Source organism: Aliiruegeria lutimaris (assembly GCF_900099935.1).
Classification (GTDB): Bacteria; Pseudomonadota; Alphaproteobacteria; order Rhodobacterales; family Rhodobacteraceae; genus Tropicimonas; species Tropicimonas lutimaris.
In genome coordinates this window covers 83,763-96,137 of the sequence record NZ_FNEK01000014.1, presented here as the reverse complement: position 1 = coordinate 96,137, position 12,375 = coordinate 83,763, and the positions used below count along the sequence as shown (strand labels likewise).

The following is a 12,375-nucleotide window of genomic DNA, read 5'->3' as shown; positions in this document are numbered from 1 at the left end:
ACCAACTGTAGCTGGCGCCGAGGACGAATTCGTTCTGGGACATCTGCAGTTCGATGTCCTGCTCGTTGAACGGGATGGTCTCGTTGCGGCCGGAGACGGAGTTGCTGAAGGCGTGGGTGTATGCGCCGTGGATCTTCCAGTTGTCGTTGACCGCGTAGGTGGCGCCCACGGAGGCGTGCCACTGGATCGTCGCCGGTGCGAGGGTGTTGAACAGGACTTCCTCGTCGTCGATGAACTGGGAGGCGTAGCTCACGCCACCGCGGAAGGTCCATTTCTCGTCGTGGCGATAGATGGCGCCGACGCGGAAGATATCCATGTCCTTCCAGCCGAATCCGGGGCCGTCATCCTCGCCGAGGCGCGCGTCGGTCGGGTCGATCACCGAGCCGCCATTGGCGATGGCCTTGATCTGGCTGTAGTAGATCCGCTGATATTCCGCGGTGAAAGTGAAGCGCGGGTCTGCGGCGGGTGTGTAGGCGGCGCCGATCAGGAGCGTCGCGGGGATGTCGAAATCGCCCTGTTCCGCGAAGAGCCCCGAATACCTGTCGAACTCACTCATCCAGATGCGTGAGCGATAGGAGATGCCGATATCCCATTCCTCGTTGGGCTCGTAGAGCAGGCCGACATTGAAGCCCCAACCGCGGGACCAGGAATCGTCGTTATTCGTCACGTTGGCGGGATCGCTGGACATGCTCTGGAAGAGTTCCAGCCCGGTGGCGGAGAAGCGCTGCACGGCATAGATCGGCGCGAAACCGAGCGAGAGTTGTTCATTCACCTGGTAGCTCACGTTCAGGCCGATGAAGACCTGTTCGAGGTTCACGCCAAGCGGCGAGGATGAGAACCCGGCGGGTGAACCATTGAATTGCAGCAGGCTGCTGTCGAAGATGTTGGTGTCGTACTCGGTGTTCATGCCGCCGTTTCCGTAAACGACGAACCCGAGCGACATGCGCTCGTTCAGGCGCCAGTTGGCGCCACCGCAGGGAATGAAGAAGTAGTCGTTTTCGCTGGTATGCTTGCCGGGGACCAACGCCTGCATGCCGCCGTAGCTGTCGGTCGAATCGATGTCGATGCTCCGGCTGGGGGCGAAGGTGGTGATGCAGAAGCCGGCAGAGTTGCCGATCTTGTTCCCGGCGGCCGGGTTCTGGGCGAGGCTGAGAACGCCGGACGGTACTGCAACCCCTGCACCTGCCATCCCCTTGGAGGCTGCGCCATAGCCGTTGGCGAAATAGCCGTTGGTTGCCTGCGCGGGGCCTGCGGCGGCTCCGAGAAGAACCAGCCCTGCCATGCCTGCGATGGCACGCTGATTCCGAACGGATTTTGTCATGGTGCGTTTCCTCCAGATCCGTGACACGGTGGAGATCGATCGCGAACTTGTTGGAAGCTGTCCGCACCGTTCTGCGCACCGTTTTCGTACATTTGAATGCCTGCATGTTTTATCTGATTCCGTCACAAAAACGTGACCCGAACGGAAATTTCTTCGCCGGGTGGGACCAAACTGCGTCACTTCCGGTGTCGTCGGAAGCAAGCATTGAAAGAAGTTTTCACCGGGAACCGGATCTCTTTCAGTTTTGCCGCTGTGCGGCGTGAGGGCGGAAAGATATTGCAAATAAAACCAATATGTTAACTTAGAGTAAGTGCTGCGGCGCGGCGGAACCTTTTGTATTCATGCGAATTTTTGAATGGTAAAGTGAAACATCAACGCGATTGGGAGACGCAAATGCTGGACACCGGCCAACTCGACAACGCCAAGAGTATGTCGATTATCGTCACCAAGGGGACATTGGACTGGGCATATCCTCCATTCATCCTTGGCACCACTGCGGCGGCGATGGACGTGGAGGTCACCATGTTCTTCACTTTCTATGGCCTTGTGCTGCTAAAGAAGGACCTGGATCTTGGCTTTTCCACGCTGGGCAACGCGGCGATGGAGATGCCAATGATGGGCGGGCACATGAAAATGCCGAACATGGTCTCCATGCTGCCTGGCGCCGGAGCCATGGCCGGAAAGATGATGAAGAACCTCATGGCCAAGAAGGGCGTGGCCTCCATCGAGGAATTGCGTGAAGCGGCGATCGAGTCCGATGTGCGGATGATCGCCTGCCAGATGACGCTCGACCTCTTCGAGTATTCGAAGGACGACATGATCGACGGGATCGAGCTTGGCGGGGCCGCGACCTACATGGAAACGGCCCTCAAGTCCGACATCAACCTGTTCATATGACAATGACTACAGCACAGGAGAAGAAACGTGGCTGACCAAACCCTCAACGCACAGGGGTTGAATTGCCCGCTGCCGATCCTCCGCGCCAAGAAGGCACTCAAGGGGATGAGCGCGGGGCAGATCCTTGAAGTGCAGGCAACCGACCCCGGTTCGGTCGCGGATTTTGCCGCGTTCTGCAACCAGACTGGCAACGAACTGCTCGCCTCGACGACCGAGGGCGACCTCTACAAGTTCGAGATCAAGAAGAAGTAAGCGTCTCGCGAGCGCGCCTTTAGCCCCGTTCTTCCCGAGCGGGGCTTTTTCTCGACTGCATGTCCCGGCAGTGGGCTACGAAGGACAGGAACTCGGTCACCCAAGGTGTGCCGATGGTATGGCGCAGGTGGACAAAGCCCGCCTGGGTGTTTGCCCTGATCAATGCATCGCTGGCGCCGTCGATCCCATATCCTCGGGTAATCCTGCGCGCATATGTGGGAGTGCCGATGTTCTCGACGCTCGCGTAGTGAAACTCGTGCGCGGTCCGTTCGCCGGGACGGGTGTCCCACAAGGCATGCTCCGTGGCAGTGTAGCGCACATATCCGCGGCCCTGGGGACGCGCATGCATGACCGCGTCGGCCTGGAAAAAGCCCACCATCGGAAGCGTTTCGCCACGCCAGGAAAGCGACCGGCATAGATACATCAGACCGCCGCACTCGGCGTAGCAGGGCAGGCCGCCCTCCAGCGCGTGCCGGACGCTCTCGCGCATCGCCCGGTTGCTGGAAAGCGCTTCCATCTGTGTCTCCGGAAACCCGCCGCCAATAAAAAGAGCGTCTATCTCCGGCAACGACCGGTCGCGCAGCATGTCGACCGGTACAAGTTTGACGCCCGCCTGTTCGAAAGCTTCCAGATCATCGGAGTAGTAGAAAGCGAAAGCCTCATCCCGAGCGACGCCAATTCGCAGGCCGGAAAAACCTGCTCCAGGAACCTTGGGCGAGGCGGCCGGTTTGAGGGCAGGGGCCATGTGCCCGATCTCCATAAGCCGGTCGATGTCGACCTGCTGTTCGATTCGCCCTGCTGCCCTTTCCAGAAATTGTCCGGTCTGCACCGCTTCCGACGGCGTGGTGAGCCCCAGGTGGCGTTCATATATATCAAGCGAGGCTGCTGCCGCGACGGTGCCCAGAACCGGCACTTCGGTGTAGCTCTCCACGGCCTGCCGCAACTTGAGCTCATGGCGCGCACCGCCGACCTTGTTCAGGATGACACCCGCGATCTCGACCGAACGGTCGAAGAGCTGGTAACCTAGGAGCAGGGGCGCGACCCCGCGCGTCATGCCGCGGCAATCGACCACCAGCACGACCGGAAGGTTCAGCAACTTGGCCAGTTCGGCGTTCGAGTCCGATCCCTCGGGGCAAACTCCGTCGAACAACCCCTTGTTCGCCTCGACGAGGCTGATGTCGGCACCTGCTGACCTGCTTGCGAACAAATCCTGCAACTCATCCCGTTGCATGGTGTTGAAGTCGAGGTTGTAGGTTGGCCGCCCGGTGGCCAGTTGAAGCCACATCGGGTCGATGTAGTCCGGCCCTTTCTTGAAGCCCGCGACGCGGGTGCCGCGCGCCGTCATGGCCGCGGCCACACCCGACGAGATCACCGTCTTGCCCGACGACTTGTGGGCCGCAGCGATCATGAAACGTGGCGCGGCGCTCATGGCCGACCGGGAAGGGAACGGTCGCGCTGTTCCCAGGTTTCGCCCGCCAGGCGCTCGGCGTCTTCGATGCTGTCCGCCTTGCCCATCGTCCGAAGGGTGATGGCCAGCGTTCCGAGGACGGAGGCAAGCGCATAAGGGTCTTCGGAGGCACCGGTCCAGACATCGACCAGCTTGTCGACATCCATGGTCTCGTCGACCGGCTGATGGGCATCGCCCAGAAGCGGCGGCCATGTCTCCACCTGGGGTTCGGCGTCGCCATGTGTCGTCCAGACCTGCGTCGGCTTGTTGGGGCGCCGTTCGATCTCGCCGCCTTCGCCACGAAAGACAGCCATGGCGGGCTGTTGCAGCAACCTGGCCGCACCCGAATGGATATCCATGAAGCCGCGGTGGAAGATGCCGTTCATCATCACCGGGGCGGCGAACGGGTTGATCATCCGCGTGAAGGTATGCACGGGCGAGCGTAGCCCGAAGATCGGCCGCAGCTCGATCAGTTCCCGCAGCCGGGGGCTCAGCACTTCCAGCGGGATGTAGGTGAAGCCGGTTTCATCCACCTGGTCGGCTGCTTCGGTCAGCGTGCGTGCGACCGACAGGCCGAGCATCTGCACAACGCCGCGCGTGTAGACCCGACCCGGCGTATGCCCCTCGGTGCCGTGCATCGCCACCTTGTAGCCGGCATCGACCAGTGCGAGCACGCTCAGGACAAACCACGGAAGCTGGATGCGCTTGCCGGCATAGGAGGACCAGTCGAGATCCACGCTGACCGGGCGCGACGGCAGGTCCAGTGTCGAGCGTGTCGCCTGGACAAAGCCCGCGATCTCTTCGGGGGCTTCCTCCTTCAGCCGCAGCAGCATCAGAAAGGCACCCAACTGTTCCGGCAGGACCTCGTCGGCCAGCACCATCTCCATCGCCTCGCGGCTCTCCTCGATGGTCAGGTGACGCTGCTTGGTCTTTCCGCGCCCGAGAATGGCGACGAATTTTGCGAACGGGTGTGGGGTATGGGCGAGCATGGTGAGGTCCAGTCTGTCTGCCTATGGCCGGTTGCTGTCGGCCAGGTTGGTCGGCAGGATGCGCAGGATCTTGGCCCCGAGGAAGGTCACCAGCAGCGCCAGCGCAATGCCGCCCTGCCCGAGCGCCACTTCGGGCAGGCTCGGCGCATAAGAGGCGCGCGCGCCATCGAAGAAACTGGAGGTGACTTCATAGCCCGGGAAAATGTCCATCGGGTAGGCCTGCCCGCCGATGACGATCACGTAGAGCTGCGCGAATCCACCAAGGATGACGAGAGCGCTGGCGAGGATCGCCGTTTTCGTCGGGACAGGTGTTTCGGCGCGATAGATCAGCACGATCGGGAGAATGCTGCCGATGGCGACCTGAACGATCCAGAACAGGAACGTGTAGGTGCCGCCCGCGAGCAGGAAGAACCGCTCGACGCCGGAATGCTGTGCAACATAGATGTTGCTGAGATGATGAACGGCCGTGAAGTAGAGCACCGCGCCGACGAAGAGCGCGAGCAGGCGGGTCATCTGGTGGATCAGCATCGGCCCGAGCTTTCGCTCTCCCAACCGGCAAAGCGCGATGAGCACGAGAATGAAGACCGCAAGACCAAGCGCGAAGGACATGGCGATGAAGAGCGGCGCCATGATCGCCGCGTCATAGCCGGGCCGCGCCACCAGCCAGCCGAAGATCGACCCGGTGCCCGTGGTCAGGGCCAGCCGCCAGACAAAGGCCAGGATCCCGGCGGGCTTCACCCATTTCGGATGCACGTCGCGCGACATCTGCACGAAGAGGTAAAGCGCCACGATTCCCATGAAGCCGGTGTAGAGGAAGATGTTCCAGGTGAAGATCGACGAGAAATTGAAATGCGTCATCGCCACGAGGAGCCGGTCGGGGCGCCCGAGATCGAGCACCAGCACGGCGAGACCGCCCATCAGCAGGGCAATCGCCAGCACGCCGGAGAGCCGGGAGAGCGGCTTGTAGACCGTCCTGTCGAAGACCGAGGCCATCGAGGCCACGTTCAGCGCGCCCGATGCCGCCACGATCAGGAAGATCGCGAAGACATGCGGCGTACCCCAGACAATCTGGTTGTTCATGCCGGTGACGATGTGCCCGTGATGCTCGACATAGACCACGGAGGCCAGCGCCCCGAGGATGAAGGCGCCCATCACCGCCGCCCACATCCAGAGCTGGCCGGTGAAGGAGATTTCGCGGTAGATCGTGCGTTCCATCTTGCGTCCCTCAGAGTTTCGCGTAGCGGACGCCCGGGTTCAGATCGAGATCCGGGCGAAGCGCGACGGACGGATACTCGGCCAGCCGCTTGCTGATTTCGCTTTCGGGGTCCTTCAGGTCGCCGAAGATCATTGCGCCGTTGCCAGTGGCGTCGCAGGCCTCGACGCAGGCCGGGATTTCGCCCTTGTCGACGCGATGAACGCAGAGCGTGCAGCTCTCCACCGTGCCTTGACCGCGCGGAGCGTTGACCGACTGGTTGTTGGTAGGCTCATGCACGAAGCTGCGCGCCTTGAACGGGCAGGCCATCATGCAGTATCGGCAACCGATACAGATATGCTTGTCCACCAGCACGATCCCGTCCTTGCGCTTGAAGGACGCCCCGGTCGGGCAGACATTGACGCAGGGCGGCTTCTCGCAATGCTGGCACATGACCGGCATCGAGGTTTCGTGCCCGGTGGCGTGGTTCTTCAGCGTGACTTTTCGTATCCATTGGGCGTCCGTTTCCGGGGTCCCGCGGCCCTTCCAGCCGTTCTCGTGCTGGCAGGCCGAGACGCAGGCGGTACAGTCCTGCGCGCATTTATTGACGTCTATCAGCAGGCCCCAACGCTTGCCGGCATCTGCGGCGCCCTCGGCCTCGGAGCCGCCGAAGGCCATCAGCGTCACGCCTGACGCGATGGTGAGCGTCACCGCGCTGGCACCGCTCTTCAGGAAATCGCGGCGACCGGCATCGACCCGTGTCGTGGCGGGTTTCAGGGAAGGAATCTTCATTCCGGCCTCCCGCTTTCCGTGTGCTCGCCCGCCAGCCCTTCGAGATAGGTCCGCGCAAGGTCAATGTCCTGCTCGGCGGACGATCCCATCGCGTGCAAGGCCGGTTCCTCGAAACCTTCGGGCGTGGAGCGATGGCACATGAAACAATCGACCTTCACCGCCACGAAATCGTGGCAGGCGCGGCAGAAATGCTTCTCGCTCTCGTAGGTTACATAGCCGCCGGCCTCGTCCTTCACGGAATGGCACTCGAAACATTCGGAGATGCTTGCGTCGATCTCCCGTTCGCCGTCATGCATGGTCATGTCGCGGTCATGACGCATCATCTCCATGTGCCGGCGCCGCATCACCCGGTTGCCTTCCGGGTGCGGATCGCCCGTGGCCTTCGGGATCTCCGGTCCCAGGCCGGCAAAATCCTGCGCCGAGACCGGCGCAGCCAGTGCAAGCAGGAGACCAAGGAAAACGAGTGCACGGAGCATGATCACTCCCCGAGGCCCATCTTGATATAGCCGGTCGGGCAGACGTCCGAGCAGATATGGCAGCCGATGCAGGCGTTGTAATCGGTGTAGACGTAACGGCCCACCGTGCGATCGGACTTCTTCACCCGGTGCACCGCGTCCTGCGGGCAATAGATCACGCAGTTGTCGCATTCGAAGCACATGCCGCAGGACATGCAGCGCTCGCCCTCCTTCTTGGCCTGTTCCTCCGTCAGCCCGACGATGCGTTCCTCGAAATTCCCGAGGACCTTGTCGGCCTCGATATGGATCTCTTCGCGGGCCTCGCGCTTCACGAAGTTGAAATGGCCCTTGTAAAGCTCGTCATGCGGGATGATCTGCGCGCTGGAACGGTCCTCGTAATTATGCACCGCGAAGCCGGCCTCGTTGGTGCCGCGCTTCTGCTGGTGGTCGTAGGGCTCCGGGTCCTTGTGCCGCTGGTGCAACTCGGCCAGCAGGTTGAAGTGATGCACGTCGACCTTGGGGCGCTTCACGATCTCGCCGTCGTCGAGGTAATCGGTGATTGCGTCGGCGGCAATGCGGCCGTGGCCGATGGCGGTGGTCAGAAGGTGGGGGCGGATGATGTCGCCGCCAGCGAAATGCTTTTCCTTGCCTTTCACCTGGTAGGCCGGTGTTGTGGCAATGAAGCCGCGGCCGCCGTCCATATCTTCGACGCCTTCGAAATTGCCCATCTGGCCGATGGCGGCGATGATGATGTCAGCTTCGAGTTCAAATTCGGTGCCCTCGATGGGTTCCGGCGTCATGCCTTTCATGGTGCATTCGCACATCTTCAGGCCAATCGCGCGTCCGTCGCCGTTCTTGAGCACCTCGAGCGGCATCACCCCGCCCTTGATATCGATGCCCTCGCGCTTGGCATCCTCACGCTCGCGCTCGGCGGCGGTCATTTCCTCGGCCGGGAAGAGCGAGGTGAGCGTGGCCTGCATACCCTCGCGGCTAAGCGATGAAGCGACGTCATGCGAGGTGAAGTCGATCACGGAACCGTCGTTGCGCTCCGGCAGGTAGTCCTTGGTGATGTGGCCAAGGCGGCGCGCGACCGATGCAACATCGATGGAGGTATCACCGCCACCGACGACGACCACCTTCCTGGCGGTGCCGAGCACATAGCCCTGGTTGAAAGCGTCGAGAAACTCGATTCCGTTTATGCAGTTCTCGGTCTCTTCCCAGCCGGGGATCGGCAGCGGGCGGCCGGTCTGCGCGCCGAGCGCCCAGAAGATCGCGTCGTATTCCGCTTCGAGCCATTCCACCGACACATCGCTGCCGACGCGGGTGTTGGTATGAACCTCGACGCCGAGGTCGATGATCCTCCCGATCTCCTTGTCGAGCATGTCGCGCGGCGTCCGGTAGCCGGGGATGCCATAGCGCATCATGCCGCCAAGCTCCTCGTGCGCTTCGAACAGTGTCACCTCGTGACCGTCGAGCCGCAGGAAATAGGCCGCCGAGAGCCCGGCCGGTCCGCCGCCGATCACGGCAACCCGCTTGCCAGTCTCGGCGCCCGGAGCATTGTGCTGGATGTTGTTCTCGTTGGCCCAGTCGCCGACATATTGCTCCACCGCGTTGATGCCGACGAAATCATCGACCTCGTTGCGGTTGCAGCCTGCCTCGCAGGGCGCGGGACAGACACGACCCATCGTCGCCGGGAAGGGGTTGGCGCTGGCCATGCGGTGGAAGGCGTATTCCTGCCAGTTCATGTCCTCGCTGGGCGGCTTGTCCATGCCGCGCGCGATCGCCAGCCAGCCGCGGATCTCGTGTCCGGACGGGCAGGAGCCCTGGCAGGGCGGTGTCTTGTGCACGTAGGTCGGGCACTTGTAGGAGTGATCTGCGTTGAAGATCTTCTCCTCGAGATCCCAATCCTCCGCCGTCTCTCCCTCGCGGAAGCGGCGATACGTGTTGCCCTTGGCTATCTCGTTCATGCGATATCCTCCCCTCGCAACGCGCCCCGTCAGGCGGCGTCCTCCCCGTCACCTTCTTCTTCGTCGTCGCCGTCCTGTCCTGTCAGGATGATGGCGTTGGACACCATCTGGTGCACCGAAACGATCGAATCCATGTCGTAGCCGAACTTCGGCATCACCTTGGCGAACTGCGTTTTGCAGATGGCGCAGATCGCGGCCATGTGGGTGACACCGTGTTCCTCCGTCGTCTCCTGGAGCGCCTTCATCCGCGGGCTCGCGCCCTTGGTGCGCAGGTCCATCAACTCGTCCGTCAGCAGCCCGCCGCCGCCGCCACAGCACAGCGTCGACTCCATGATCGTGTCGCGCGGCATGTCGTGGAAATTGTTGCAGACCGTCTTCAGGATGTTCCGCGGAATCTCGAACTGGCCGCCGGCTTCGTTGCCCATGCCGCTCGCCCGCGCGACGTTGCAGCTGTCATGGAAGGTCAGCTTGATATGGTCGTTCTGCGAGGGATCGAATTTCAGCGTTCCCTTCTGGATCTCGTTCCAGGTGAACTCGCAGATATGCTGCGGGATCGGGTAGTTCTGATCGAGGAAATCCCACGGTCCCGCCAACGTGTTCAGGAAGGAATAGGCAACGCGCCAGGCATGGCCGCATTCGCCGAAGATTATCCTTTTGACGCCAAGGTCTTGCGCGGCCTTCCTGATGCGAAGGCTGACCTCGCGCATATTCTCGTAGGAGCCGATGAAGAGGCCGAAATTGGCGGCCTCGGAGGCGTAGGACGAGATTGTCCAGCTTACACCGGCCTCGTGAAAGACCTTGGCATAGCCCAGAAAACCGTCGATATGCGGCTCGGCGAAGAAGTCGGCCGAGGGCGTGATCAACAGGATGTCGGCGCCTTTTTCGTCCAGTGGCAAGCGAACGGAGACACCGGTGTCTTCCTCCAACTCCTCCTCGAAATCCTCCAGCGTCGCCCGCAGCGCCTTCTCCTGGAGCCCGAGATTGTTCCCGATCTTGTGGACCTTGCCGATGATCTCGTTGCAGTATTTCTGACCCTTGCCGACGACATCCATGATCTCCCGCGCGGCCATGGAAATCTCCGCCGTGTCAATGCCATAGGGGCAGAAGACGGAGCAGCGGCGGCATTGGGAGCATTGGTGGTAGTAGCTGTACCACTCGTCGAGGACCGCTTCTGTGAGGTCGCGCGCGCCCACCAGTTTCGGGAAATGCTTGCCGGCGAAGGTGAAATAACGGCGGTATACCGACCGCAGCAGGTCCTGCCGGGCGACTGGCATGTTCTTGGGGTCGCCCGTGCCGATGAAATAGTGGCACTTGTCCGTGCAGGCGCCGCATTTCACGCAGGTATCGAGATAGACGCGGAAGGCACGGTTTTTCTGCGCCAGTTCCTTCATTTTGGCGAGGGCGCGCTCTTTCCAGTCCGGCAGAAGCTCGCCGGGAAACCCGACCCCCGCCTGATGGTCGGGCGAGGCGACATAGGGCGAGGACTCGGCCATCGCGCCGCATTTCAGCTTCGGAATCTCGAGCGGATGCGCCAGTTGGGGAATATCGTTGCCGTCGGCGGCCATTCCGGGTCCTCCCCTCAGTTTTCGAGTTTCGCCGCCCAGGGGGCGATGTGGCGCTTCTCGCGCGGGTTATCGACCTGGTTGCGGGTCGGGCTGAAGAAGACGCCCGGCGCGTGCAGAAGCTTGGAGATCGGGAAAACGATCATCAGTGTCGCGACGAGCAGAAGATGGAGCATCAGGACCGGGTCGGCAGGCATGTAGCCGACTTCCAGCCGCAGGAGGCCGAGCATGTAGCTCTTGACGGCGATGATGTCGGTCCGGGTCACGAAGCGCATCATCATGCCCGAGAGCACGATGCCCATCAGCAATCCGAGCATCAGGTGGTCGGAGGGGTTGGTGATGTACTTGATCCGTTCGACCAGCACGCGCCGCGCCCAGAGCCCGCCCAGCCCGATCAGCATGGCGAAGGCGGCATAGGTGCCGAAAGGTTGCGCGATCTCGACCCACCACCACACGGGCTGGGTGAAATAGCGCAGGTGACGGATCAGCACGAGCCACATTCCCATGTGGAAGGTCCAGCCGAACAGCCAGATCCACTTGTTCGACTTGTAGAGGCTTTCGAAGAACACGACCTCGCGGAACATGCGCAGCACGACGCCGCCGCGCGTCTTCGGCGCCGGCGTCGTGGGGATTTTCAACGGGGCAGGCGTGCGGGCATAAATCCAGATCTTCCATGCCAGACCGACGACCAGGATGGCCGTCGCGGCGTAAAAAAGAATGGCATAGATGTAACCCAGCACGCGGTTTCCTCCCCTTGACCCGCCCGTGTCTTGTTGTTTTTCAGCGGGTTGGCGTGATTAGACGTCGGTTAGACGCAGCCGGTCGGTTTCGGCAGGCCGGCGATCTTGCACGCTTGCTTGGCCGGGCCGTAGGGGAACAACTCATACATGTATTTGTTGTTGCCTTTCTCGGGGCCCATCTCCTTTTTGATCGCCTTGATCAGCACGCGAACCGCGGGGGCGATCTGGTACTCGTCGTAGTAGTCCCGCAGGAAGTTGACGACGGCCCAGTGCTCGTCGGTCATGTCGATATTCTCGGTCTCCGCGATCACGTTGGCGAGCTCTTCGGACCAGTCGGAGAGCGTGGTGATGTAGCCTTCCTCGTCATGTTCGATCGTGTGACCGTTTACCTGGTAAGACATTTATATTCCTCTTCTTTCTTGTTTGTGTTGCCCGCCGAAGCAGGCGCAGTTTCAAAGCCAGGACTGGGTGCGGTCGCTCTCTGCCACGAGATCGACGAAGCCGTCATATCCGACCGGTTTCACTGTCCCGATCAGCTTCTCCGGCGCGAGGCCCCGGGCCTGTGCGTCGCCTTCCAGAACGTAGATCGAGACGGAAGGCGCACAGGTGGTAACCGCATGTTCGACCACCGATCCGGACAGAGCGCCATATACGCCGTCCTCGATCAGCAGCACCGCATCGCCTGACTTGCAGTGATTGATGCAGCTCAGAAGCGATCCGTGCCCGAAGGGCGACTTGTTGACGATGTGCAAGGTTGACAT

At 61.7% G+C, this 12,375-nt stretch carries 13 protein-coding genes; 2 read left to right on the top strand and 11 right to left on the bottom strand.

The window, feature by feature from the left end; genetic code table 11:
* Positions 1–1,321 (bottom strand): OmpP1/FadL family transporter (locus BLR85_RS08845; RefSeq protein WP_093151191.1); only part of this gene is annotated, 1,321 nt, incomplete at its 3' end.
* 393 nt (positions 1,322–1,714) lie between these two features.
* Here BLR85_RS08845 and dsrE2 point away from each other — a divergent pair.
* Both dsrE2 and BLR85_RS08835 read left to right on the top strand, forming a co-directional pair.
* Positions 1,715–2,218, top strand: coding sequence for a sulfur carrier protein DsrE2 (dsrE2, locus tag BLR85_RS08840; RefSeq protein WP_093153902.1), 504 nt, complete (start codon positions 1,715–1,717; stop codon positions 2,216–2,218).
* A gap of 27 nt (positions 2,219–2,245) precedes the next feature.
* Positions 2,246–2,470 carry a sulfurtransferase TusA family protein gene (locus BLR85_RS08835; RefSeq protein ID WP_093153898.1) on the top strand — a complete coding sequence of 75 codons (225 nt, stop codon included), beginning with the start codon at positions 2,246–2,248 and terminating at the stop codon, positions 2,468–2,470.
* A 19-nt stretch (positions 2,471–2,489) separates the two neighbouring features.
* On the opposite strand, the gene BLR85_RS08830 is transcribed toward BLR85_RS08835, so the two are convergent.
* The 10 genes from BLR85_RS08830 to tusB all read right to left on the bottom strand — a co-directional run bounded on the left by BLR85_RS08830 (position 2,490) and on the right by tusB (position 12,375).
* Entirely contained in the window at positions 2,490–3,878 is a 1,389-nt protein-coding gene (locus BLR85_RS08830; protein ID WP_212635045.1) for a cobyrinic acid a,c-diamide synthase CobB, read from the bottom strand.
* A 17-nt stretch (positions 3,879–3,895) separates the two neighbouring features.
* Complete coding sequence (locus BLR85_RS08825) at positions 3,896–4,906, bottom strand: glycosyl transferase family protein (RefSeq protein ID WP_093153889.1); 1,011 nt, start codon at positions 4,904–4,906, stop codon at positions 3,896–3,898.
* Positions 4,907–4,927: 21 nt separating this feature from the next.
* A complete protein-coding gene (nrfD, locus tag BLR85_RS08820) occupies positions 4,928–6,121 on the bottom strand; it encodes an NrfD/PsrC family molybdoenzyme membrane anchor subunit (protein ID WP_093153883.1) in 1,194 nt (397 codons plus the stop codon).
* A gap of 10 nt (positions 6,122–6,131) precedes the next feature.
* Entirely contained in the window at positions 6,132–6,890 is a 759-nt protein-coding gene (gene dsrO, locus BLR85_RS08815; RefSeq protein ID WP_093153879.1) for a sulfate reduction electron transfer complex DsrMKJOP subunit DsrO, read from the bottom strand.
* Positions 6,887–7,366: a hypothetical protein gene (locus BLR85_RS08810; protein WP_093153875.1), complete on the bottom strand. Its 480-nt coding sequence runs from the start codon at positions 7,364–7,366 to the stop codon at positions 6,887–6,889. The genes dsrO and BLR85_RS08810 overlap by 4 nt, the downstream gene beginning before the upstream one ends.
* A gap of 2 nt (positions 7,367–7,368) precedes the next feature.
* On the bottom strand, positions 7,369–9,312 hold the full coding sequence (locus BLR85_RS08805; RefSeq protein ID WP_093153870.1) for an NAD(P)-binding protein: 1,944 nt from the start codon (positions 9,310–9,312) through the stop codon (positions 7,369–7,371).
* 29 nt (positions 9,313–9,341) lie between these two features.
* Positions 9,342–10,877 (bottom strand): sulfate reduction electron transfer complex DsrMKJOP subunit DsrK, encoded by a 1,536-nt coding sequence (gene dsrK, locus BLR85_RS08800; protein ID WP_093153865.1) that lies wholly within the window; start codon positions 10,875–10,877, stop codon positions 9,342–9,344.
* Between the two features lie 14 nt (positions 10,878–10,891).
* Positions 10,892–11,614, bottom strand: coding sequence for a respiratory nitrate reductase subunit gamma (locus BLR85_RS08795; RefSeq protein WP_212635044.1), 723 nt, complete (start codon positions 11,612–11,614; stop codon positions 10,892–10,894).
* Between the two features lie 68 nt (positions 11,615–11,682).
* Positions 11,683–12,015, bottom strand: coding sequence for a TusE/DsrC/DsvC family sulfur relay protein (locus tag BLR85_RS08790; protein WP_093153862.1), 333 nt, complete (start codon positions 12,013–12,015; stop codon positions 11,683–11,685).
* A 51-nt stretch (positions 12,016–12,066) separates the two neighbouring features.
* On the bottom strand, positions 12,067–12,375 hold the full coding sequence (gene tusB, locus BLR85_RS08785; RefSeq protein ID WP_093153858.1) for a sulfurtransferase complex subunit TusB: 309 nt from the start codon (positions 12,373–12,375) through the stop codon (positions 12,067–12,069).